At 49.0% G+C, this 24445-nt stretch carries 19 protein-coding genes, 3 pseudogenes and 1 other annotated feature; of the genes and pseudogenes, 11 read left to right on the top strand and 11 right to left on the bottom strand.

Annotated elements, in window-relative coordinates; all coding sequences use genetic code 11:
- Nucleotides 1–24: 24 nt before the first annotated feature.
- A pseudogene (locus tag HV213_RS16500) lies at nucleotides 25–281 on the top strand (DUF4113 domain-containing protein); the annotation flags it as partial.
- 224 nt (nucleotides 282–505) lie between these two features.
- Here HV213_RS16500 and HV213_RS16495 read toward each other — a convergent pair.
- Both HV213_RS16495 and HV213_RS16490 read right to left on the bottom strand, forming a co-directional pair.
- Nucleotides 506–3223 carry an NB-ARC domain-containing protein gene (locus HV213_RS16495; RefSeq protein ID WP_181482526.1) on the bottom strand — a complete coding sequence of 906 codons (2718 nt, stop codon included), beginning with the start codon at nucleotides 3221–3223 and terminating at the stop codon, nucleotides 506–508.
- A 156-nt stretch (nucleotides 3224–3379) separates the two neighbouring features.
- Nucleotides 3380–4016, bottom strand: a pseudogene (locus HV213_RS16490) (SOS response-associated peptidase family protein).
- A 378-nt stretch (nucleotides 4017–4394) separates the two neighbouring features.
- Here HV213_RS16490 and HV213_RS16485 point away from each other — a divergent pair.
- Nucleotides 4395–4529: pseudogene (locus HV213_RS16485) on the top strand (OmpW family outer membrane protein); the annotation flags it as partial.
- Between the two features lie 137 nt (nucleotides 4530–4666).
- Here HV213_RS16485 and HV213_RS16480 read toward each other — a convergent pair.
- Complete coding sequence (locus HV213_RS16480) at nucleotides 4667–4912, bottom strand: YmjA family protein (protein WP_181482525.1); 246 nt, start codon at nucleotides 4910–4912, stop codon at nucleotides 4667–4669.
- A 431-nt stretch (nucleotides 4913–5343) separates the two neighbouring features.
- Here HV213_RS16480 and HV213_RS33755 point away from each other — a divergent pair, with 431 nt between their 5' ends.
- Nucleotides 5344–5517, top strand: a complete 174-nt coding sequence (locus HV213_RS33755; RefSeq protein WP_442788106.1) for a small membrane protein — start codon at nucleotides 5344–5346, stop codon at nucleotides 5515–5517.
- Here the strand turns inward: HV213_RS33755 and HV213_RS16470 are convergent.
- Nucleotides 5507–6130: a helix-turn-helix transcriptional regulator gene (locus HV213_RS16470; protein WP_181482523.1), complete on the bottom strand. Its 624-nt coding sequence runs from the start codon at nucleotides 6128–6130 to the stop codon at nucleotides 5507–5509. The genes HV213_RS33755 and HV213_RS16470 overlap by 11 nt on opposite strands.
- Before the next feature lie 334 nt (nucleotides 6131–6464).
- On the opposite strand from HV213_RS16470, the gene HV213_RS16465 reads away from it, so the two are divergent.
- Nucleotides 6465–7337: a helix-turn-helix domain-containing protein gene (locus HV213_RS16465; protein WP_181482522.1), complete on the top strand. Its 873-nt coding sequence runs from the start codon at nucleotides 6465–6467 to the stop codon at nucleotides 7335–7337.
- A gap of 252 nt (nucleotides 7338–7589) precedes the next feature.
- On the opposite strand, the gene HV213_RS16460 is transcribed toward HV213_RS16465, so the two are convergent.
- Nucleotides 7590–8537, bottom strand: a complete 948-nt coding sequence (locus tag HV213_RS16460; protein WP_181482521.1) for a quinone oxidoreductase family protein — start codon at nucleotides 8535–8537, stop codon at nucleotides 7590–7592.
- A gap of 74 nt (nucleotides 8538–8611) precedes the next feature.
- Here HV213_RS16460 and HV213_RS16455 point away from each other — a divergent pair, with 74 nt between their 5' ends.
- Entirely contained in the window at nucleotides 8612–9067 is a 456-nt protein-coding gene (locus tag HV213_RS16455; protein WP_181482520.1) for a MarR family winged helix-turn-helix transcriptional regulator, read from the top strand.
- 32 nt (nucleotides 9068–9099) lie between these two features.
- Here the strand turns inward: HV213_RS16455 and trpA are convergent, their stop codons facing one another.
- From trpA to HV213_RS16430, 5 genes are read right to left on the bottom strand one after another with little or no spacing between them, the layout of a single operon-like run.
- Nucleotides 9100–9909, bottom strand: coding sequence for a tryptophan synthase subunit alpha (gene trpA, locus HV213_RS16450; RefSeq protein WP_181482519.1), 810 nt, complete (start codon nucleotides 9907–9909; stop codon nucleotides 9100–9102).
- Entirely contained in the window at nucleotides 9909–11102 is a 1194-nt protein-coding gene (gene trpB / locus HV213_RS16445) for a tryptophan synthase subunit beta (protein WP_181482518.1), read from the bottom strand. The genes trpA and trpB overlap by 1 nt, the downstream gene beginning before the upstream one ends.
- 9 nt (nucleotides 11103–11111) lie before the next feature.
- Complete coding sequence (trpCF, locus tag HV213_RS16440; RefSeq protein WP_181482517.1) at nucleotides 11112–12470, bottom strand: bifunctional indole-3-glycerol-phosphate synthase TrpC/phosphoribosylanthranilate isomerase TrpF; 1359 nt, start codon at nucleotides 12468–12470, stop codon at nucleotides 11112–11114.
- 3 nt (nucleotides 12471–12473) lie between these two features.
- Entirely contained in the window at nucleotides 12474–14069 is a 1596-nt protein-coding gene (trpD, locus tag HV213_RS16435; protein WP_181482516.1) for a bifunctional anthranilate synthase glutamate amidotransferase component TrpG/anthranilate phosphoribosyltransferase TrpD, read from the bottom strand.
- A complete protein-coding gene (locus HV213_RS16430) occupies nucleotides 14069–15631 on the bottom strand; it encodes an anthranilate synthase component 1 (protein WP_181482515.1) in 1563 nt (520 codons plus the stop codon). The genes trpD and HV213_RS16430 overlap by 1 nt, the downstream gene beginning before the upstream one ends.
- Before the next feature lie 35 nt (nucleotides 15632–15666).
- Nucleotides 15667–15762, bottom strand: a sequence feature (Trp leader region).
- 163 nt (nucleotides 15763–15925) lie between these two features.
- Between HV213_RS16430 and HV213_RS16425 the strand changes: the two genes are divergently transcribed.
- The 4 genes from HV213_RS16425 to HV213_RS16410 all read left to right on the top strand — a co-directional run bounded on the left by HV213_RS16425 (nucleotide 15926) and on the right by HV213_RS16410 (nucleotide 20701).
- The gene (locus HV213_RS16425) at nucleotides 15926–17203 is read left to right on the top strand and encodes an SEL1-like repeat protein (RefSeq protein WP_181482514.1); all 1278 of its coding nucleotides are present in this window, start codon (nucleotides 15926–15928) and stop codon (nucleotides 17201–17203) included.
- Between the two features lie 66 nt (nucleotides 17204–17269).
- The gene (gene rnm / locus HV213_RS16420) at nucleotides 17270–18139 is read left to right on the top strand and encodes an RNase RNM (RefSeq protein WP_181482513.1); all 870 of its coding nucleotides are present in this window, start codon (nucleotides 17270–17272) and stop codon (nucleotides 18137–18139) included.
- Between the two features lie 9 nt (nucleotides 18140–18148).
- Nucleotides 18149–18769: an L-threonylcarbamoyladenylate synthase gene (locus HV213_RS16415; RefSeq protein ID WP_181482512.1), complete on the top strand. Its 621-nt coding sequence runs from the start codon at nucleotides 18149–18151 to the stop codon at nucleotides 18767–18769.
- 30 nt (nucleotides 18770–18799) lie between these two features.
- Complete coding sequence (locus HV213_RS16410; protein WP_181482511.1) at nucleotides 18800–20701, top strand: DUF2207 domain-containing protein; 1902 nt, start codon at nucleotides 18800–18802, stop codon at nucleotides 20699–20701.
- Nucleotides 20702–21197: 496 nt separating this feature from the next.
- Here HV213_RS16410 and HV213_RS16405 read toward each other — a convergent pair whose 3' ends face one another.
- Nucleotides 21198–21461, bottom strand: a complete 264-nt coding sequence (locus HV213_RS16405; RefSeq protein ID WP_181482510.1) for a hypothetical protein — start codon at nucleotides 21459–21461, stop codon at nucleotides 21198–21200.
- Nucleotides 21462–21998: 537 nt separating this feature from the next.
- Here HV213_RS16405 and rluB point away from each other — a divergent pair.
- Together rluB and HV213_RS16395 are read left to right on the top strand one after the other, a co-directional pair.
- On the top strand, nucleotides 21999–22886 hold the full coding sequence (gene rluB / locus HV213_RS16400; RefSeq protein WP_110273507.1) for a 23S rRNA pseudouridine(2605) synthase RluB: 888 nt from the start codon (nucleotides 21999–22001) through the stop codon (nucleotides 22884–22886).
- Nucleotides 22887–23065: 179 nt separating this feature from the next.
- Entirely contained in the window at nucleotides 23066–24430 is a 1365-nt protein-coding gene (locus HV213_RS16395) for an MFS transporter (protein WP_181482509.1), read from the top strand.
- Nucleotides 24431–24445: the final 15 nt, after the last annotated feature.

Raw genomic sequence — 24445 nt, 5'->3', positions numbered from 1 at the left:
CTGGGAGTTAGAGCGTGATCTAGACACAGGTACCAGAAAGCAGGTGTGATGATGGGCGATTTCTACAGTCAGGGCGTGGCCCAACTAAACTTGTTTGACGATAACGCTCCTCGGCATAACAGTGAGAAACTGATGAAAGCTCTTGACCATCTCAATGCGAAGGACGGAAGGGGAACTTTATATTTTGCAGGACAGGGGATCCAAACAGCTTGGCAGAGAAACGAGAAATGCTATCGCCTCGTTATACGACGAGATACAGTAACTTGCTCAAAGTCAGGTGATTCAGTCCATTAATATGGTATTGTACTATTGCTGGTTCTACTGCTAACGGAGTCCGCTTAGAGCGAGGAACAGACGTATTTACACTTGATATACGTTAGTATGAGTTATAAGCGGTGTATGATGGTTAGATACTTAAATTTGTTGACAATTTCGTAACCCAGTCATCTCATCAAAGAATGACTGGGAATACTAGCAAGTTAAAAAATTAGTAATGACTTATTTTTTAATCTCTTTTCCGAATGCTAAATGCACATTTCCCCCTTTCTGACTCTCCGGGAATAAAAGTTACATTCATCTGTGATGATTCAATATCGAGTAGATCTTTAGGCACCAGTTCACTTCTTGGGAAAAAATATTTAACATTGTCAATATCTGTTAAAAAACCATATGAAACCCCTCTACCTGTAGATACAGTATTCTCAATCGTTCCTAAAACACGCTCTGATGATATTTCTTTGCTTCCTGATATTAAAGAGTTTAATATTTTATCTATTTCTTTTTCAGTTTTTGAATCACAACTTTTAATAAATATCTCAAGGCCTTTTCTTAATGCTTGAATCGAACGTACATTTAACGTTTCACTATTTGCCGCGATAAAGGAAATTATATCTTCTATAATTGACTTGTCATCTGTCTTATTGCTAAAAATAAGGGCGCTATCTAATATGTCCATAAGCTTATTGATAGTTCCATGGTCATAATCACCAGAGTTGACGGCTTGCTCAATTATTTCCATGGAGCGTTGTAAGCTTTTTTTGGCTTCTAAATAATCATGATCTTTGAAAAGGATCTCAGTCATCCTTCGGTAACATGAACTAGCTTGATCATATGTGCTAATTCGAAACTTGCGATGCCTAGATGATTGTAATGGGATTAATTCCTCATATAGCGAAGAAGCGTTTTTATAATCTCCCATAAGAGTCAGAATCCATGCCTTGCATGTTTTTAAAGCAATATCTTCACTATCTATTTTCAAGGCTTCATCAATTTGCTCATTTGCTCTTTCAAATTCATCCTCAGAAATTAAAAATTGTGCATACGCATATCTTGAGATCACTGAAAGAGGGTTAAGATCTATAGCTGCTTCCATTTCCGTTTCGGCAAGAAATGGTGAAGTATCCTTGAGAAGGAAACTATGAATTCGATTGCATTCTGAAAAACCAGGCATAAGTTGTTTGGCTTGATTAACATTGCTTAAAGCACTTGCAAAATCCCCTTTCCTAGCTTCGCTTAACGCTTTTTTTAAATATATTGAACATATTTTTTCATCTTTAGTCGTCCAATAAATCACGTTTAAATCATAATTGTAGTGGTTTTTTTGTACATTTGCTTCATCCACAATCACCTGAAGCTCTTTCCTTTTGTCTTTAACTTTTTTATAGGTTTCAGTAGAAACTGGCCTTATACTATTTATATACTCTTCAGCCACTCCGGTGAGACTATAAACTTGTCCTCCTTGTGACTTTTTATCTTCAGAGGAAATTAACATACTTGAGTTATGCAGTTGGTGAAGTGCCTCTTCAATTTTTATTTCGTTGATATCACTAAGGTAAAATCTTAATTCAACAGCAGAAACAGGTTTTCTAATACAGGCTATGACTGATATTGCTTCTTTCTCAACATCACCAAGTTTGTCATAAAGATTTTCAAAGCAAAATGCAAGAGCATCTTGAAAGTTAGTGGTTTTTTTATTAATTAACTCTGAATTACTACTTCCAGCAGCAACAGCCAGAACATACCATTTTATCAAAAGAGGGTTGTTGTACAATATCCGACAAAGATCGCTTAATGCATCTGATTTTTTTTTGTAAAGTTTATCTAAATTAAGGAGTCTAGACATATTACGCATCAGTTCGACTGATGGTTTATCATCTAACTTGTCTAATTTATATCGGTATTCAATTTCACCAAGTCCAATTCTGGTGGTTATTAGTACTTTGGAGTTGTTCGGTATTTCAGCTAAAAAGTTTCTAACCTCTGAGCTTGAAATGGTTTCCATATTATCAATACAAAGTAATACCTTGAATTGCTCCATGTATTCGAGTATTTCTTCTAAATCTTGCTCCATTGACGAGTTAGACACACCGGAAAGGTTAAGCGCTATATCTTGGAACAATCCGCTACAATTGGTAATGGCATTCTTAATTTGACCACTACCATTAGAAGTTAATCGATTGGTTTTCAACGATACCCATACAATGATATCGAAAGAAGGTTCTTTATTATCATCAAGTTCACAAAGCTCTAATATGTCATACAAACAACGTTGTGCTAAAGCAGTTTTACCAACACCGCCTTCCCCAACAATTGAAATTATTTTTGTGTTGGAATTTAATAGTTTAGTTATGGATTTTCTATCTTTATCTCTTCCTATGAACCCAGTATCATCAAATTCAGGCAAAGGAAGATTATTGCTAATATTTTTTGTATTGACTCTCCAAAATGAAGGGATTTCTAAGGACAAAGCAAAAGACGGATTGTTTAGGTTTTTTAATGCGATATGTATATTTTTCCAGTCATATACATTACCTACATTTTTAAGCTCATTAGAAAAATCAAGTAAACTTGAAAAGTCATTTGGTTCTAAAGGTCTAGAGTGACAAATTCTGTTTCTACATGCACTTAATTTTTCTAAATTAAACGCTATGCTTTTCAGGTCTTCTTTTGTTGAAAATGTCTGAATGTCAGTAATTTTATGTAAGATTTTACTTAAGTCATAAAAATCTATAAAGTCCAACAACTCTAAAAGATCGACATCTTTAGAGAAAACTTCTTTTTTATGTTCTAAATACCTTTCTTTAGCTACTTTAACAACATCGGTAGGTAAATACTCCGAATAACATTCGGGCAATTCACCGATTATCACCGAACGAAGATCTGTTTCAATTGCAGAAACTAAGGAAAAGCATGACATCCTAGTAGCGAAATTCCTATTGCTCATTCTAACTCCATGATAAATATCGTTAAAAACCTAATTATTAAAATTGACCGCTGTGATGTGACGACTTTTTAAATGGTCACATTTATGATTAAACTATCCTCTCAGCACAAGTGCAATAGAAGGTGGGACCTACACCTATCAATCATCATTTCGGAATCAGCAACTTTCGCTTATGGCACAGTGTGGACAAGCTATAGGCTTTTGATAGCTCGCCCTCTGATTCTTAACGTTACCCACCGTACGGGAAACGGGGGGCCATGTGAAATGGTCTGCTGGTAACGCACCATCTGCAATTATCTCCTCCGCCTCTTTCCCTCCGATTTCCTGCCTCATCCATTCCCTGGCTGCCTCCGGTACTAACACTCGTGGTCGGCGGTCATGAATATCTACTAGGCTCTGATCGGCTGCTTCAGTCATTATCAAAAATCCCTCGGATTAATCGCCGCCATGAATATGGGTTTGCCGTCTTTGCGGTGGATAAAGAAAGGCTGTTTCTTTTCGCTTTCACGCTTCCATTCAAGCCAGCCATCGGCAAAGCAGATCGCTCGACCGTGCTGCCAAAGTGGTTTGAACATCCTGCTGGTGGCTGCGGTCTCAACCCGGGCATTAATCAGCGGTGCTTTATCCCACTATCCCGGCGCATACCCCAGTGATATGGGTTGAGATGCGGTTGTTCATCACGTTCGCTCAGGAGCAAAACATTTGTCCCTGGCGCCACGTTCTACCGGCCGATTGGTTTGGGGTCAAAGCCTGCATCTATATCCCGCTCGGCCTCATCTGCTAGGTAAGCCAGTTATTCTTCTCGCGTTTGTGATTGGGTAAAGCGTCCACACATCGTTACCTCCTGTTCACATACAGAAAGTATAGAGCATGAAGGGTGAGTAAAGTGTTCATATAGCACTCCCGTAAAAGTGGCTAACTTATAGAAAATAAAGGTATGTTGGAACATTAGATATACCACTCAATTACGCCATGTTATTGATATACATACTTTCTTCTCCGGTCTTGAAAACCGGTCTATTGATGAGGAATTGTCGCATTTCAAGCAAAAATATCGTTCTGCAAAACAATTTTTATTTTCAGGCAAATCAACATGTTAAAGGTGCACAAAAAAACCTTATTTTGACATGTTAATACAAGAGTTTTCTTTTAAAAAACATACCATTACTCTTTTCTTGGTGGTGTGTCGGTGTGGTACATGGATATAGACACCACCGCGAGCTATAAACTGGGCGAGGCTCGCCAGCACGACAGCGTGCGCCTGGATCCGTGGGTGTTTATGTTCTCCGCGGGCTACCGGTTCTAAAGTTTTCGGCAGAGCTGGTCGCTGTATGACCAGCTCTTACTTTTTTATTCTGTAACAATCATACCGCGAATGGTTTGGCTTGATAGTGACTTACTATGAAAGGATACATTGGCCTACGTACATCGTTTTAACAAGATCTACTCATTGCCCCATTTATTGAGGAACGTCGCGATATCATCAATACGCTGCTCATTGATCCCCGCTTGAATGGCCATTTCTCCCTGTGCTTCCTCACTGATTTCTTCGTTGTTCATCAAGCGTGTGATCAACAATTGAAAATAGCGAGCCAATGACTCACGTTCTGATTCGCTCACTGGCTCTGCGGATTCGGTCGAATACTCATCGGCAATGTCATAATATTTCAGTGGTACTTCATCGTTCATCAGTTGCTCCAGATTTAACACTAATGTCAGTTGCTGCCTACCTCTTAGGCCTGAATAATATCATTGCTGTGTCATTTAATCTTGTAGGCGGCCTGGAAAACGAAAAATTGCCTTCGGTGAGACTAACGAGCAGAGGACGTTACCGTGTCACGCTATCGTGTGAGTACTAAGTAGTGGTACCTCATCTAACATTTTACGTGTTTACTTACATCAAACCCTGTACGAAAGGTTATTCCCTTTAAAGAGGGAAGGGTAATTCATAGATATAAATGGCATGATTAAAGAGCATGTAACTACATGATTTTATTAATTAAATAGTCAGGTGATAACTTTGGATGAGAAATATCTTGTCACCATGCCATATATTCTTAAATAAAACAAACCGACTTGTTTTAATAATTCATCATGCACTATGATGCCCATGTCCTTATATGTGTTTTTTCAATTCATGGTGCATAATGAGTAATTTATTTCTACTACTAGTTTCCATACTGCTTTTGTTTGTTTCTGTATATAACGGGATGGCTTATTTTAATGAAATCAGAAGGCGGCGCGCGGTGTTTCGTTGCTTTTATACCTCTGGCGATCGCGGCCCTAAGACATAAATTTTTTTCTTTTCATAAGTACGCTTAGGAATCTATTGAGTTCTTTGTTACTTTGTATTTTAAAGTCATGCATGACATTTTTTTTATGAGAAAAAACTGTTTTATAGTTAATTTTTAATTCCTGCGCTATTTCCAGTTGATTAAGCCCAAGGCTGAGGGCATGAACAACTTTTGACTGGGCTTGGGTAATCGATTTACATGGGCAGTTAATACAGCGCATAGCCTCATTTGAGGGATGCTCTTCATTCTTAGATGTGACCACCCTGTCAATACCTGATTTGATTTTATTTCTAATGGTGGGAATTGAGTCGGACTTATATAAAAACAAACTCTCCTTAATGCAATTAGGCAGTTCCTTTCTGATGCATTCAATTTTTCGTTCCTGAAGAATGCATAGCAAAGTTTTGCCATTTGTATATTTTAATTCATCATGGCATAGGAATATTTCCCCTGGCTCCATTTCAGTGAATATTATGTGAGCCTGCACGATGGAATCTTGGGTGTAGTCGTCTTCAAAGGTGAGCGATTCCCCTGAAGCAATAGTTTCCTGTAGCAACTGTCTGATGGCATGGTTGGTGTAGGTATTTTTAGTATTAATTAAAACATTAATCATATTTTTAGATTCACACGGTTATCAAAATACATATCTCAAATTAAAATAGAGAGAGCAGCATCAATACCCATGCTCTCAGTAAGATATTGGAGTTAAAATATTTAATTAAGATATTGCAGGCGCTTAAGAAAATCAATATCTGTAAATAAAATGAGATTTCTGATATTTTTTATGAGAAAAGTCTTATTTTTCAATGTGGTGTTTAAAATTTCATGGTTTTTTTATTTAATAATTTTTTATTTATTTTTATCGTGCACAAAAAGCTTAGTATTGCCGTTGGGGTACTGATAAAATAGCGCTACGTGATGATTTAATAAAGATATTGTCAATAGAGATGAAGAATGTGATATTTAATAACATGGTGGAATGGATTGAGGCCCGGCTTGCTATTAACCCCTCCATTGATGATATTGCTTATGGAATAGGGTGTTCTCGTCGTTCTGTGTACAATGTTTTCCAGGAGTACGGCGGGCTACCTGTTGGGAAATATATCAGAATGCGTAGAATGACGCTTGCTGCGGGGAAATTAAAGCTAACCCGACAATCTATATCATCGATCGCATATCTATTGAATTATGACTCCCATCAAACATTTTCTCGGGAGTTTAAAAAGACTTTCGGTCTTCAACCCAGAGAGTACAGGGCTTCAAAATTTTGGGATATGACCTTATTATTTCAGAGAATAGTATCTGAGAGGGGTGGGTTAACAACACCTTACCTGTGTATTCTTGAGGAACAAACGTTTACCGGATATGGATTTAACTATTTGATATGTCCTACAAGCGATATCTCTTCAAGGAAAGAGATCACCAGGCGAAAAGTAGCTGGAAGAGTATCCTGTGGGGAAGAGAATCTTTACATCCTTTCTGATTTTTCCCCCTCAATGGATAATGACTTTAAAATCAGGGTGAATGGGTTTATCGGTGCGCCTTTGACTCAGCGGAACACTCTGTTTCGAGATGTGAAAGTCGTCAAGGGGGGGTTGTATCTTAGATTCGACTTTAATGGCTCATGGTCGGATTTTACCTTTCTTTCAAATAACGTATATATGAAGTTCCTCCCGGAGTTAGGGCTATATCGACGTGAAGGCTGTGATATCGAACATTTTATCTCTCCGAAAGGTGCTTTGTTTGAAAACGAGTGGCCTGTTTACACCCTAAAGTATTATGTCCCTGTCGAGTATATCTCGTTAGCACCGAGCATCTGAAAAGGGCGAGTTGACGCTGTTTTACCAATGGTAATCTCGTCATTAGCAGAGGTGCTGGTTAAGACAACTGGTGCGCAAGGTGTGTCGGCTACCATAAAAAAAGCCCGCACAAGTGCGGGCAAAAATACTGGAAGCAATGTGAGCAATGTCGTACCGAATACCTGAGTTGTTTACTCAACTATTCGGTAATGAGAAAGATAATGCTTCTCATTTAAGATATCAACCCCAACTTTTGTGCGGAAGTGATTTTTTTTAATCGACGATAAAAACTGTGCGTTTCTGGCTGTCATCCTGTGGCCAGGCCGTGGCAACGTCCTGAAGCCGCCGCGCAGTGGTGGCAATGGTAAATCTCCCGGCGATTGCGGCCTGCAGCATTTCCCCGGTTGCCGCCAGCAGTTGCGGCATCGACAGGCTGCCAATTCCGCTGCCCATCAGTTGCAACGGTGTAGAGCGTAATACCGCGCCGCTGAGCGTGATATCGGCGGCGGCGAGTGAACCGACCTGAACAAAGCGTACCGGCGCCTTCCCTGGACTATGCTTTGCCAGCGCAGGGAGCAACAGTTCAGCACTGTGACCCCACAGGTAATCGACGACGACATCAATCTGCTGCGCTGCCAGCTCCGCAAACTGCGACCGTACGGTGGCATCATCTTCGCTTAAGTTGACTATTTTATCGGCACCGAGGGAGGCGAGCTTTAACGCGTTGCGCCCGGTGGCAATCACCTTTTTAGCCCCCAGAAAGCGGGCGACTTGTACCGCCAGCTGTCCGGCGCTACCGGTCGCACCGTTGATAAGTACAGTTTCTCCGGCCTTGAGATCCGCGCGCTTGACCAGCGCCGCCCATGCGGACATGCCTGGATTAGCCATTGCGGCGGCGGTAACGTCGTCCAGATCATCCGGCAGCGGCAGGCAGTGATTTAGCGCGACCGGTGCCCACTGTGCCATGCTGCCCCATGGCGCGGTGGGGAAGGCGAAATAAACTCGCTGACCGTCAGGCAATGTTCCGGTGCCATCAATCCCGACGCCGAAAGGCAGGCGGCCATCAAAACTATAATGTTTGCCGGAGGCCCGGCTTTTCACGACATGGCTGATAGCGCAGGCGCGCACTTTGACCAACGCCTCATGTTCAGTGGGCTGTGGGTCGCTAAAATCGGCCCAAATCGGGCCTTGTTGCAGGTCAAAAACGACGGCTGCTTTCATACTATTCTCTCCCGGGATAATTATGTGTAAAATGCACATATCAGTTAACGGCACTATACCCGGTTAAATAATATATGCAATATGCACATAATAATTACGACATCAGCGAGTTTCACGGTTCGCTGCTCGACATCATCAGCGTGATGAACCAGCCGGTGCGCGATGAGCAGATACTGCAGGCTGCTGGAGTTCAGCTTGATCAGACCCTCTTTCCGCTGCTGGTGGCGATAGGGCGCAGGGGCCCGGTGGGGGTCGTTGAACTGGCGGATAGCCTTGGGCGCGATTACACCACCGTCAGTCGGCAGGTGAAGAAGCTGGAAGCGCAGGAGCTGGCGCGAAAGCAGCCAAACACCAAAGACCGGCGAATTAGCGAAGTCACGCTTAGCGAAGCGGGTCAGGCAATGATCGAACGTATCTCGGTTGCAAGAACGCGGCTGATGAATCAGGTGCTGGCGGGATGGGCGCAAGAGGATGTGATGGCGCTGTTTCGTCTGACGCGCAAGTACGCGGACAGCTTACAGCAGAAATAACCGCCCGGCGCAGTGCCGGGCGGCAGGCGTGCTTAGGCCGCTTTGGTGGCGGCTTTGAGGTTCTGCACAAAGGTCTTCAGTTCAGACAGCATAGTCTGCGGGTCGTTAACGTTACGCTCAATGATTTTGACGATTGCAGAACCGGAAATCGCCCCGGCAGCGCCAGCATCAATCGCGGCGGTGACCTGTTCCGGCGCGGAGATACCAAAGCCCTGCAGCGGTGGCGCGGCGTTATATTCGGCCAGTTTTTCAATCAAATGATGCAGCGGCAGCGCGGCGCGGTTTTCCGCTCCGGTCACGCCCGCACGAGACAGCAGATAGGTATAGCCGCGACCGTAGGAAGCAATCTGGCGCAGCAGGTCGTCATCGGCATTCGGCGGGCAGATGAAAATTGGCGCGATATTATGGCGCAATGCGGCCTGGCGGAACGGTGCGGACTCTTCAACCGGCACATCGGCAACCAATACTGAATCAACGCCCGCGCGTTCGCATGCGGCATAGAATTCATCAATGCCAGGGCTGAACACCAAATTTGCGTACATCAGCAGGCCGATCGGGATGGTCGGGTGCTTCTGGCGAACCGCCGCCAGCATTTCAAAACACTGTGCTGGTGTAACGCCTGCGGCAAATGCGCGCAAGGTCGCGTCCTGAATGGTCGGGCCGTCCGCCAGCGGGTCGGAGAACGGAATACCCAGCTCCAGCGCATCGGCACCCGCCTCAATCAGCGTATCGATAATTTTCAGCGATTGTTCCGGATTAGGGTCGCCGAGGGTGACGAAGGGAACAAACGCACCTTCCTGGCGAGCTTTCAGTTGTGCAAACAGCGTCTCGTAACGTTCCATCAGATTTCCCCTCGCGCTTTCAGAATATCGTGTACGGTGAAGATGTCTTTATCGCCGCGACCGGAGAGGTTAACCACCAGCAGCTGCTCTTTTTCCGGGTTCTCACGCATCATTTTCAGCGCGTGCGCCAGAGCGTGGGACGACTCCAGCGCCGGGATAATCCCTTCATGACGAGAAAGTTCTTTAAAGGCATCCAGCGCCTCATCATCGGTAATTGATACATAATCGGCGCGGCCAATGCTGTTCAGATACGCATGCTGCGGGCCGACCGACGGGAAGTCTAATCCGGCGGAGAGAGAGTAAGACTCTTCGATCTGGCCGTCTTCTGTTTGCATCATCGGCGACTTCATACCGAAGTAGATACCCACGCGACCATGTTTCAGCGGTGCGCCGTGCTCGCCGGATTCGATCCCGTGACCCGCCGGTTCCACGCCAATCAGGCCAACAGTGGTTTCGTCGATAAAGTCAGCAAACATGCCGATAGCGTTAGAGCCACCGCCGACGCAGGCGATAACCGCATCCGGCAGGCGACCTTCTTTTTCAAGAATTTGCACTTTGGTCTCTTCGCCAATCATGCGCTGGAACTCACGTACGATGGTTGGGAACGGGTGCGGACCGGCTGCGGTGCCGAGCATATAGTGCGCGGTCTCATAGCTGCCGGACCAGTCGCGCAGGGCTTCGTTACAGGCATCTTTCAGCGTTGATGAGCCGCTATGTACCGGGATCACTTCTGCACCCATCAGGCGCATACGGAAGACGTTCGGTGACTGGCGCTCGATATCTTTTGCGCCCATATAAATGCGGCATTTGAGGCCGAGTAGGGCGCTGGCGAGGGCAGAGGCTACGCCGTGCTGACCCGCGCCGGTTTCGGCAATAATTTCCGTTTTGCCCATCCGTTTCGCCAACAGCGCCTGACCGAGCACCTGGTTGGTTTTATGCGCGCCGCCGTGCAGCAGGTCTTCACGCTTCAGATACAGCGTGGTACGGGTACCTTCAGTGAGGTTACGGCATTTGGTCAGCGCGGTCGGGCGACCGGCGTAGTTTTTCAGCAGGTCGGTAAATTCGGCCTGAAATGCCGGGTCTTTCTGCGCGCTAACGAACGCTTCTTCAAGCTGGCGCAGGGCGGGCATCAGGATCTGCGGAACGTACATCCCGCCGAATTCGCCAAAATAGGGGTTCAGTAAAGTACTCATTGTTGCTCCTTAATATGCGCGCAGCGTTTGAAACACCGAGGCCAGTTTGCTGGCATCTTTAATACCCGGCTGTGACTCCACGCCTGAATTAAAATCGAGTCCGGCACAACCGCTTTTGGCGGCTTCTACACAGTTATCGGCGCCGAGGCCGCCTGCTAACAGCACGTTACGCAGGTCCTGACCTTGCAGCAAAGACCAGTCGAAACGCTGGCCGGTGCCGCCCTGACCGTTATCGAAAACGTATTTATCGACATGGTTCAGATTACGTTGCGGCAGCGTTTCGCCAACGCTGAGGGCTTTCCAGATTTGCACCTTGCCCGGCAGAGCAGCGCGCAGGGCATCGATATAGCTCTGGTCTTCACCACCATGCAACTGGACGGCGGCTAAGTTCAGGCTTTCAACGCGGGCGGTAACCTCTGCCACCGGCGCATTGCGAAATACGCCGACGTAGCTCAGGGGAGCGCTATCAATAACCGCTTTCGCCTGGGCTTCATTTACCGCTCGCGGCGAGGTGGGGACGAAAATCAGCCCGCCGTATACGGCGCCGGATTCATACGCTACCTGAGCATCCTGCGCACGGGTGAGGCCACAGACTTTATTTTCGCCGAGCAGCACGCGTTTCACTGCGGTGTTCAGATCGTCGTGTTCCATCAGCGCTGAGCCAATCAGGAAGCCATTGGCGAAGTGGCTCAGTTCACGCACTTCGGCATAGGTATGAATGCCGGATTCGCTGATCACCGTGACGTCATGGCCGAGTCGTGGTGCCAGCGTGCGGGTGCGGTTGAGGTCAATCGACATATCGCGCAGGTCGCGGTTGTTGATACCGACCACTTTGGCCTTCAGCGCGATGGCGCGTTCCAGCTCTTCTTCATTACTGACTTCGGTCAACACGCCCATATTCAGGCTGTGCGCGACGGCGGCAAGCTGACGATATTGTTCATCATCAAGCACTGAGAGCATCAGCAGGCAGGCATCGGCCTGATAGTAGCGCGCCAGGTAAATCTGGTAAGGATCGATGGTGAAATCCTTACACAGAATCGGCTGTGGTGCGATTTTGCTGACAATCGGCAGAAAATCGAAGCTACCCTGGAAATATTTCTCGTCGCACAGCACCGAAATTGCTGACGCGTAATGTTTGTAGACCCCGGCGATGGTTGCCGGGTCAAAATCTTCGCGAATCAAACCTTTTGACGGCGAGGCCTTTTTGCACTCGAGAATAAACGCGGTGCGGGTACCGGCAAGGGCATCGTAAAAATTGCGCTGCGTCGGCACGACGTCATTTTGAAAACTGGCTAACGGTTGTTGTTGTTTGCGGGCTTCTACCCAAATCGCTTTGTCGGCCACGATTTTTGCTAAAACGGTCTGCATTATTTACCCTCTTGCCGCTAATGCGGTCACTTTGTCATAGGCCGCTCCGCTGCGCAGGACCTCGATGACGTGCTGTGCGTTGGCCTTCAGATCTTCGTGCCCATGTAAACGCATCAACATGGCGACGTTGGCGGCGACGGCGGCTTCGTGAGCGGCTTCACCTTTACCTTGTAGTAAGCGTGTCAGAATGTCACGGTTTTCTTCCGGCGTGCCGCCAGCCAACTGTTCCTGATGGTAAGGCGTCAGGCCAAAGTCGGCGGCGGTCAGCTGATAGCTCTTGATTTCGCCGTTGTTCAGTTCAGCGACCACCGTCGGCGCGTGGAGCGACACTTCATCCATGCCGCCGCTGTGGACCACGGCTGCACGCTGATACCCCAGTACGCGCAAGGTTTCCGCAATCGGTAGCACCAGTTCCGGGCTATAAACGCCAATCAGCGCCAGCGGCGGGTGTGCCGGGTTGATCAGCGGCCCCAGCACGTTAAACAGGGTGCGGGTCTTGAGCTGCTGACGGACCGGCATCGCATGACGGAATCCGGTGTGATACTTCGGTGCGAACAGGAAACAGACGCCCATCTCATCCAGCGCCTGGCGGGATTTATCGGCATTCATATCGAGATTAATACCGAAGGCCGCCAGCAGGTCAGATGAGCCTGATTTACTTGATACGCTGCGATTGCCATGTTTCGCTACTTTCAGGCCACAGGCTGCGGCAACAAAGGCGCTGGCGGTCGAAATATTGATGCTGTTGCTGCCGTCGCCGCCGGTACCAACGATATCGGCAAACAGATAATCCGGGCGCGGGAACGGCGCGGCGTTTTCCAGCAGCGCGGTAGCGGCTCCGGCAATTTCCTGCGGATGCTCACCGCGCACTTTCATACTGACCAGCGCAGCTGCCAGCTGCTCGGGCTTGACTTCGCCGCGCACCACTGCGGAGAACAGCTGATGGCTCTCCTGCTGGCTCAGGGTCTCGGCCTGATACAGTTTTTCCAGAATTGGCTGGATAGTGTTGGTCTGCTCCAGCTTCTGCAACGCCCATGCCAGCGTTTGTTCCAGCAGGCGTGCGCCCTGGGTGGTCAGAATCGACTCAGGATGGAACTGGAAACCGCAGACGCGATCTGCATCGTGGCGCACCGCCATCACCATGCCGTTAAAGTTGGCGTTGATCGTCAACCCAGCCGGGATATTGCTGCCGACCAGCGAGTGGTAGCGCGCAACCGGCAGTGGGTTAGTCAACCCGGCAAACATCGCCTGACCATCATGTTCAATGCTTGATGCTTTACCGTGGAGGATTTCACCAGCCTGCCCGACGTAACCGCCGTAAGCTTCGACAATGGCCTGATGACCGAGGCAGATGCCGATAATCGGCAGCTTACCACGCAGTCGGGTCAGCAGTTCCGGCATGCAGCCTGCTTCGCTCGGTGTGCCCGGACCGGGAGAGAGCATCAATACCGGGTTTTTCATGGTGCCGATGCGCTCAATCAGCGCCTGCGCCGGGACTGAGTTGCGGTAAATCACCACGTTATGGCCGTTCGAACGCAGTTGGTCTGCCAGGTTATAGGTAAATGAATCGATATTATCGAGCAGCAGAATGTCGGCCATTAGAAAATCTCCTTCGCGTGATGGGCCTGGGCGATAGCGCGCAGCACCGCGCGAGCTTTATTACGGGTTTCATCCGCTTCAGATTGGGGAACAGAGTCGAGCACGATACCGGCACCGGCCTGTACCGTGGCGATGCCATCCTGCACGTAAGCAGAACGAATCACGATGCAGGTATCGAGGTCGCCGTGGGCGGTAAAGTAACCCACCGCGCCGCCGTAGCTGCCGCGACGTTTGCCTTCAGCGGCGGCGATAAGCTGCATTGCGCGCACTTTAGGCGCACCGCTCAACGTGCCCATATTCATACAGGCGCGATAGGCGTGGAGCACGTCGAGATCGTTGCGCAGCTCGCCAACCACGCGGGAGACGAGGTGCATCACAAAGGAGTAGCGGTCGACTTTGGTTAAGTCGGCCACGTAGCGGCTGCCCGGCGTGCAGATGCGGGCGAGGTCGTTACGCGCCAGGTCAACCAGCATCAGGTGTTCGGAAAGCTCTTTGTGATCGGTGCGCATCTCCAGCTCAATGCGGCTGTCGAGATCGCGGTCCAGCGAACCGTCGGTACGGCGACCGCGCGGACGGGTTCCGGCAATCGGGTAGATCTCAATCTGGCGGCTGACGGCGTCATATTTCAGCGAGCTTTCCGGCGATGCGCCGAACAGGGTGAAATCGTTATCCTGCATAAAGAACATATACGGGCTGGGGTTACTCTTCTTCAGCACATCGTAAGCGCCGAGGGGCGACGGGCAGGGCAGCGAGAAACGGCGCGATGGCACCACCTGGAAAATTTCACCCGCGCGGATGGCGCGCTGCATTTTACGTACTACGGCACCGTACTCTTCATCACTCTGATCGCAGTCGCAGCGCATTTCGGCAACGGTTGTCACCGGCAGCGGCGCGGGCGGCTCATTCAATTGCTGACGAAGCTGGGCGATGCGCTGTAGCAGACGCTGTTTTTCACTTTCCAGCGGGGTGAACAGGCTCGCCTGGATGCGGGTGTTTTTGGTCTGATGGTCGATAACCAGCAGCGTTTCCGCCAGATAGAAACAGTAATCCGGGCAGGCGGTATCGCTTTCCAGCGGCGGCAGGTTTTCGAAGCCGGCGACGAGGTCATAAGCAAACAGTCCGCCGAAGAACATGGCTTCGCGCTCGTCCTGCGGCACGGTAACCAGCTCTTGCAACAGGCGGAAAGTGTCAAATACCGATAATGAACATAAGCGGGCGTCTTCATCAAGCAGTGCGCTGACAGGAGGGAATGTTAACACCCGCCCATTTGGCTGGCGCTGATTATCAATACCCGAGGGCAGAGTGTTATCCAGCAAATCCAGCAGCGCCGTGCCGTTAGCGGAGAGTGCCTGAATAGTGACAGTGTCACCTAGCGCGGTAATGCGCAGCGCGCTATCCACCAGCAGCAGGCTCTTTAAATCATCCTTACTGTCGATATCCGCGGATTCCAGCAGCAGGGTGGCCGGTCGCGCACCGCATAGCTGGTGGAATAACGCCGTCGGGTTTTCCCGATAGATGGCGTCGCTGGTGAGAAGCTCGAGTGCCGGTTTTGATGTTTGCATTATTGTTCTCGCCTGTTCGGTATAATAATTTGTCCAATAAAAAGCCCGCTCATTGGCGGGCAGGGTATCTGTATGCTGAGTGCAAAACGCGATCACGCCGCCCGAAAACAGGAGCTACGCCACCAGCCGTGCAGAGTGATAAATTGCGTTTTCATCGTTGATACCCCTTCATGTGAACTTGCGTACTAGTTAACTAGTTCGAATGCGAATTGTCAACTCTTTTTACAGCTGTTGGTTGTGGAAGGTAAAAACGATTATGCTGCGATTCGCAAACAAAAAAACAGGGATGAATATATGTCAGGAAGTGCATTGCGTCACGGGGTATCACCGGTGCTGGCGCTATCTATGCTGCTTTTGGGTTGTAGCGATACGCCAGTAAGCCAGATCGGTATGAAGCCAGGCGACCCCAGTGTCACGCTGCGTGGTGAGCTCCCGGTTGATACGGCGCTGCAGATTGACGCCAGCTATGTGTCTTCACAGTGTAGCCATAAGGAGCTGATCTTCCCCGGAGGGGATATTACCGATCCACAATGGAAGGCGCGTAATAGCTGGTCTGGTATTCATAAAACCTTTAGCGCGATGGCGCAAAAGCAGAACTACCAGATGGAGCTCCCCACCAGCGAAATGGGGAAGTGTCGTTGGCGTCTGGATAAGCTCAAAATGACGTTCACCGTGATGGCAGGCGGAGGCGAGCCGCCAGACAAAGATCACCGCTACTACATTTACTCGTTCAGTCATAAAGAGAGTGATTATAAAAAGAGCAACTTCATATTTACGCCAGTAATTTATCCGCTGACGGTTGAGAGAACGCATAACGATCGGATAACCCATGAAGAGTATCTGGCTTCCAGCGATCGCAAAACGACAGAGTGGTTTAGCGCTTATAGGGTTGAGTCAGAGATTAATTTCGCCAGTGGGAAATCTGTCTCTATTAACGTATCACCCACAATGGCTACGGATTATCGGGTGAAGATCGCGACCCGGCTGGATACCGACCCGAAAGCCTGGACAAAGAAATACCACGCTACCGTGACGTACCCGGACGGTACCACCTATTTTTATACCCGTGACCCGGATGCGCAGGCACCGCTGGGCGCCATCGCATGGCATGATAAGTCTGCCACTTTACTCTATTCGCCAAATTACCCTGAGTCGCGAATTGCGACGCTGACGCGCAGTACGCAACCAGAGTCAATGCGCCTTCTGGCGGCAATTTATCAATTAGGCCACGCGGTACCGCAGGACCAGGAGAAAGCTCGTAAGTTATATGAAAAAGCGGCGCTCGGCGGGGATATTCCTGCGCTTATCTGGATGAAACAACAGGCGCAGTATGCCCAGGATAAGCCGCAGATACAGCGCTGGAGTCGTTTGCTGGGGCCGGTCGGCGAGGCTGAATTGCAGTTTGATTTGGCGTGGAAGAGACTGTGCTGGCAACGGGAGCAAGACGCTGAGGCGCGATTACAATATCTGGCGGATAACGGGATGGATAAAGCGACGCGTTTTCTTACGTTCTGGCGAAGTATGAATGCGCAAGAGCGGCAGGATTGGTATCAGGATTGCCGTTCCCAGTAATCAAATCTATTGGGGCAGCGTTTCTACTGCTAAGATAAGCGGTTTTTCTTTTATCGGGAGCCGCTTTTGAGCGACACTAACTACGCAGTGATTTACGACCTGCACAGCCACACCATCGCCTCTGACGGGCGATTGACTCCACAAGAACTTGTTCATCGCGCCCACCTGATGCGTGTCGGCACCCTGGCGATTACCGATCATGATACCGTGGCGGCGATCCCCGCCGCCAAAGCGGAAATTGAACGTGCAGGTTTACCGCTAACGTTGATAAATGGCGTGGAGATTTCCACGCTGTGGGAAAACCACGAGATTCATATTGTCGGGCTGAATATTGATATTGCCCATCCGGCGATGACCGCGTTACTTGATGAACAGAAAGCACGCCGCCAGCTGCGGGCTCAGCTGATTGCAGAACGGCTGGATAAAGCACGGATCCCCGGTGCCTGGGAAGGGGCGCTGAAACTGGCCGACGGCGGGGCGGTGACGCGCGGCCATTTCGCCCGTTTTCTGGTCGAAGGGGGTTATGCGAACAACATTGCTGACGTCTTTAAGAAATATCTCGCGCGTGGGAAAACCGGTTACGTTCCGCCACAGTGGTGTACAATAAAACAAGCGATTGATGTCATTCATCATTCTGGCGGCAAAGCGGTTATTGCCCATCCTGGGCGCTACGACCTCTCTGCCAAGTGGCTGAAAAGATTGTTAGCCCATTTTAGTGAGCAGGGCGGCGATGCGATGGAAGTCGCTCAATGCCAGCAGGCGCCGCATGAGCGCGCACAGCTTGCTGCTTACGCCGTGCAGTTTGGCCTTCTCGCCTCCCAGGGGTCTGATTTCCATCAGCCCTGTCCGTGGATCGAGCTGGGCCGTAAACTTTGGCTACCCGCTGGCGTAGAAGGGATCTGGCGCAGTTGGGAAGTGGCCGTAGAACAAAATTGAGAGGGAAGTATGAGCCAGTTTTTTTATATCCATCCGGATAACCCGCAGGTACGGTTGATTAACCAGGCGGTGGAAATTGTGCGTAAAGGCGGGGTTATCGTATATCCGACCGACTCTGGTTACGCATTAGGCTGCAAAATCGAAGATAAAGGTGCGATGGAGCGGATTTGTCGTATCCGTGATTTGCCAAACGGCCATAACTTTACCCTGATGTGCCGCGATCTATCCGAGCTGTCGACCTATTCATTCGTTGATAACGTGGCGTTCCGGTTGATTAAAAACAACACGCCGGGTAACTACACCTTCATCCTCAAAGGGACCAAAGAGGTGCCGCGTCGTTTGCTGCAGGAAAAGCGTAAAACTATCGGTATGCGCGTGCCGTCGAACCCGATTGCGCAGATGCTGCTGGAAACCCTCGGCGAGCCGATGCTCTCAACCTCACTGATGCTGCCGGGAAGCGAGTTTACCGAATCTGACCCGGAAGAGATCAAAGATCGCCTTGAGAAACAGGTGGATCTGATTATTCACGGCGGTTACCTGGGTCAACAGCCGACTACGGTTATCGATCTTACCGAAGACGCGCCGGTGGTGGTGCGTGAAGGCGTAGGCGATGTGAAGCCGTTCTTGTAATCTCCCAATTGTTCCACGGAAGGAATAGTCATGAAATGGACATCGACGTGTCGGTTTTTTCTTTTGCTGTGGCTGTTCTGCGCTCCGTTCAGCCATGCGCGTTCAGACGTTTTATCTCCCTGGCAAGAAGCTATTGCGCTGTTTGACGTTCAGGCCACCATGCGCCCGGACGGCGTGCTGGATGTGCGTGAGAACCTTCACTTTCAGGCGCGCAACAGGCAGATCAAACACGGTTTTTTCCGCGATCTTCCGCGCATGTGGGTGCGACCGGACGGCAACGCGGCCCTGTTGACGTATCATGTTATCGGCGTGACCCGTGACGGCAAACCTGAACCCTGGCAGCTTCGCTGGCACAGGGGGACCATGAGAATCGTCGTGGGGGATGAACAGACTCTTCTGCCGGAAGGCGACTATCGCTACCAGGTGCACTATCAGGTCAGCAACGCGTTTATTCGCGATGGCGATGATGACATGCTTATCTGGAACGTCACCGGCGATAGCTGGTCGTTCGAAATATACCAGGTTCGCTTCGCGCTGCAGCTGGCGGATGCTCAAGGGGATCCGTTTAAGCATATCGACTTTTTTACCGGCGATTATGGCGAAAGGTTAAAAAATGGTCACCTTCTGCCGGACGGGCACATTGAGTCCCGCGAACCCTTCTACCAGCAGGATTTTACCGTACTCTATCGCTGGCCTCGGGCGCTGTTGCCTGATGCCGCAGAGCCGCGGGCGACTCATCTTCTCCCGCATCTTTTTATCCCCACGCTATCGTCGTTGGTCGTGTGGATCCCTTGTGGATTAATGGCAGTCTATTTTCTGTTTTTATGGCTACGCAGACCTCGCTTTACCCCGGTTGACGTGCCGGAGCTGACGTCAATGTTCACGGAGTTTTCGCCCGGTTATCTGCGCATGGCGGCCAAGCAGACCTACGACGATAAAGGCTTTTGCGCTGATGTGACCAACCTGATTGTGAAGGGGCGGGTGGCGCTGGAGAGCGTGTCGGGTGACCAAACGCAGCAATGCCTGGTGAGGGTTCACTCGGGGGCGAGCAGAAAAAGCGATATACCGACCCAGGAAGAGCAGCTATTGATGGAACTGTTGTTCCGCAAGGGCGATAAGGTGGTGCTCAAGGGGCGCTACAATAGAACGTTGCGTAAGGCTTTTACGCGGATGGAGAAACACTATCGTCAGCAGCATAAGGGAGCCTGGTATCGCCCTTCTAGCTTCCTGCTGTGCGGCATGGCGGCGATGTTTGCCACTCTGGTCCTGGCTAATGTGCAGAGCTCTGGCTGGACGTCTATGACGCTGATGACCGATGGGTTTATTGGCTTTTTCTATTTTATCCCGCTTCTGTTTAGCAGCGTGTTTTTACTGGATGCACATGATGGCGGCAAGGCGATTAGCAAGAGTTTATTGGCGACGTTGATTTTACCGCTTATCGGCGGCGGCCTGATTTTTCTCTTTTTATGGGCGAAAATGGGCTATTCGCTTTTTCACTGGTATATGCCCGCCGGATATTTCAGCGCCTGGTGCCTGACAGGCTACATCACCGCGCTGGGCTTTAGCTTTCTGCCGCAGCTTACGCAATCAGGGCAACAGCGCTTTGCCCTGGCCGAGGGTGTGATCCACTATCTGCAAAGACTGGAAGCGGCGACGCACAGTGGTCGACGACGCAAAGGCGAATCGCGTTGTCTCGATATTTCGTTGCTGAGCTGGGCGGTGGCCGCAGGGTTGGGTAGCGAGTGGGCTGACCGCCTGACCCCGTCTCTGGCTGCAGCGATTGTGGCCCCGGAAATTGCCAGGACCGGGGCGCTGCTCTCCTTGCAGACGCACCTGAGTTCCGGGGCCTATACCAGCGCTTTTCGCAACAGCAGCAGCGGTGGGGGATTTTCCGGTGGCGGTGCGGGCGGTGGCGGCGGGGGCGGATGGTAATATTTGCCCTGGTACGCTGAAGCTGTCTTTTCTTACTTGAATGGAATGTGTGTATTTTTATCGACAGGTTAATAATGAAAACTATAAATTATAATAGGTGCGTGATTAAATATTATGTGTGTTTTTATGACGCAGTAGCAGTGGGTTTAAAATTAACCTGAACCGTGATTTTTTATGAAATGACAGGGGCCTTAAGCCCTTTCATGATTAAATGTATATACCCATCATACTTCAAGTTGCATATGTGTTGGCTGCGTCAGTTCACCCCAGTCACTTACTTCAGTAAGCTCCTGGGGATTAATGAGAGGCTCCTGCCTCTCACCGGAGGCCAGCCTTCGGCTGGTCAAATTCGTTCCCGACGAATTTGCCACTTCCTTGCCGCGTTACTCGGCCTATGGCCTCGCCCCTTCGGGGCCAGCGCAAGCGCTGTTCAAGGCACAAGTGCCTTGTCCTGCAACTCGAATTATTTAGGGTATAGATTGTGACTTTATTGTGATTATGTATCGTCTGAACCAGCGTGGGCTGAGTCAACGCAAGGAATGACGGTATGCTGAGTCATGTTGAGCAACGATTCAATTTCAGAGAGTTTGTTTCTTAGTTTTACCGGTGATGGCATATTTCTTAATGAAAGAATGCAAATATCACCTTGTGCAACCACCATGTTTATGTCGGAAATTTTGATTATCATTTCATCGTTATTGCATGTTCTTATTTTGGCGTAACACACATCACGAAGTTTGAGATGTTCAATGTTTTTCATTTTCAAAACTCATTTTTAAAATTAGACCGGGTATTTGAGCTCATTCCAGACTTTTTGTTTTTAATTGAATAATGAATCCAAAAGGGGATAAAACGAAATGTGAATTGAGAATAATCCTAAAAATTATAAATGGCAATACAATCATTAGTGTTATTGATGAAACAGGGCCGCAACCGAGCAGGCACTGACCCGCAATGATGAACTTCAACGCCTCTGTGTCCCGAAAGCCTGATGACCGGCCTTTCCGGCCACAGGAAAATCCGTCAGCATGAATCATAATTCATAAGGATTGTTTGTATCCTGGTGGAAAAGCGCGGCCACATGAAACGCAAAGAAGCATTCATCTTCAAGTTCGTGTACCATGTTCGCCCACGCGAGAGGGCATGTCTCAATTGTGGCCGTTAAAACGACGCAGAACATGATATGCCTGGATGCAAAATATATATACAGAACATGGCGTTAGATCATAATTTTGATAGCGTCATGTTTTTCGAAGTATACCAGACGCCTGGGAAGGCGACACCTTAAGGATGCTCAATGAGCGAGAAATTACAAAAAGTGCTGGCCCGCGCTGGCCACGGCTCCCGCCGTGAAATTGAATCTAAAATTGAAGCTGGCCGCGTCAGCGTCGATGGCAAAATCGCAACTCTCGGCGATCGCGTTGAAATTGTCCCTGGTTTAAAAATTCGTATCGATGGTCACCTGATTTCGGTGAAAGAGTCTGCGGAACAAATCTGTCGCGTGCTGGCGTACTACAAGCCAGAAGGCGAGCTGTGTACCCGTAACGACCCTGAAGGGCGTCCGACGGTATTCGATCGTCTGCCAAAACTGCGCGGCGCGCGCTGGATTGCCGTGGGGCGTCTGGATGTAAATACCTGCGGTCTGCTGCTGTTCACCACCGACGGTGAACTGGCAAATCGCCTGATGCATCCGAGCCGTGAAGTTGAACGCGAATACGCCGTGCGCGTGTTTGGTCAGGTTGATGAAGATAAACTTCGTCAACTGTCTCGTGGCGTACAGCTGGAAGACGGTCCGGCGGCGTTTAAAACCATCAAATTCACCGGTGGTGAAGGGATTAACCAGTGGTACAACGTGACGCTGACCGAAGGGCGTAACCGTGAAGTTCGCCGCTTGTGGGAAGCCGTTGGCGTACAGGTTAGCCGTCTGATCCGCGTTCGTTATGGTGATATTCCGCTGCCGAAAGGCCTGCCTCGCGGCGGCTATACCGAGCTGGATCTGGCGCAAACCAACTACCTGCGTGAGCTGGTGGAGTTGACGCCGGAAACCACCTCAAAAGTGGCGGTCGAGAAAGATCGTCGTCGCATGAAAGCGAACCAAATTCGCCGTGCGGTCAAGCGCCACAGCCAGGTCGGCAATAACAATAATAGCCGTCGCTCCAGCAGCCGTAATAACGGTAACGGTTAATGACTTTCGTTCCGGCGGGTAACCGCCGGAATTTTCGCTTTATTTTCTCCCGCCTGTGATATCTTTCACACTTCTGCATAAAGACAAAAAACGGGAATTCCCCGGACAAATAACGCAAAGCGCTGTGCCAGCCAACGCCATATACTGACGCCACTGATTACATAAACGGGTAGCCAAAAATGGATACAGCAGGAAAACTATCGGCAAGCTATGTGGTTATCGGCGTGAAAGAAAAAATAGGCTACGGCTTTGGTGACTTTTCCTCTAATTTATCATTCGGCTTTGTTTCACTTTTCTTATTATATTTCTATACTAACATTTACGGCATTAGCGCAGCGCAGGCGAGTTTGATTTTTGTTATTGCTCGCGTTATTGATGCCATTTTTAATATCTTGATTGGTTTTGCTATCGATAAAACGCATAGCCGCTACGGCAAATTACGTCCATGGTTATTATATGGATCAATACCGCTCGGTTTTTTAACCGTATTGTGTTTTGTGCCTTTTGGTGGCGAGGCGAAATTCTATTTTGCGTTGATCTCTTATACTATTTACTGTCTGGCATATACGGCGGTGAACACGCCATACTCAGCGTTAACCAACCGTTTGACTCAGCATGAAGCGTCCCGCTCATCGCTCTCGGTATACCGCTTTGTATTGGCGATTGTCGGCTATCTGATTGTTTCAACTACCGCGGATATGCTGATTTCACCGTTTGACGATAAGCAGTTGGGCTACGTTTTTGCGGTCTCTTGCTTCGCTCTGCTGGCGACTTTCTTGTTCCTTGCCTGCTTTGGAATGACTACAGAACGGGTAGGTGAAGAAGAGGAGACGCCTGCGCCGACGTTAAGGGAAATGCTCCGCGCGGTGGCAGGTAACACACCGCTGATTAACCTGTCGCTGTTTACCGTCTTTTTCTATATTGCCTATACCGTATGGATGGCAATAGCGATCTACTTTATTAAATATATTATCGGTAATGAAGGATTTACCTCAACCTTCTTTATGATTCAGTCAGCGGCCTATATCGTAGGTACCGTTATTTCGGAAAAAGTCATTGCGCTGATCGGTAAGAAGAAAATGACGCTGGTTGCGCTGCTGATTGGTATCTTCGGTGTGCTAATGCAATATTTTATTGCCGGCGACAATATCTGGCTGATCATGACTGGGGTATGCTTGTACAGTATTACGTTAGGGATGGGGTTTGTTTCCATGTGGTCAATGATTGCCGATACCGTTGAATATGCTGAGTGGCATCATGGTGTGCGGACTGAAGGCGCAATTTATGGCTTCTTTAATTTTATCACCAAAATATCGATGGCGATTGGCGGCGGCTGCGCAGGGTGGATGCTGGATTATTATCATTATGATGCTGGCAATATTTCGAGCAGCGCAATCAATGGTATTAATATTTTGATGACGATATTTCCCGGTGCGATGTTTGCGCTAAGCGCAATATTTGTCGCCTGCTATTCGCTGGATGAAAAAACCTATCGCGATATTGTGCAAAAAATCAGCCTGCGTAAACAACAGAACGCGCTTTAACCTCAGGGAGCCAGA

The sequence above is a fragment of the Klebsiella sp. RHBSTW-00484 genome (assembly GCF_013705725.1).
Taxonomy (GTDB): domain Bacteria; phylum Pseudomonadota; class Gammaproteobacteria; order Enterobacterales; family Enterobacteriaceae; genus Klebsiella.
Note: the sequence above shows the minus strand (reverse complement) of the source record. Positions and strands in the feature narration are given on the sequence as shown.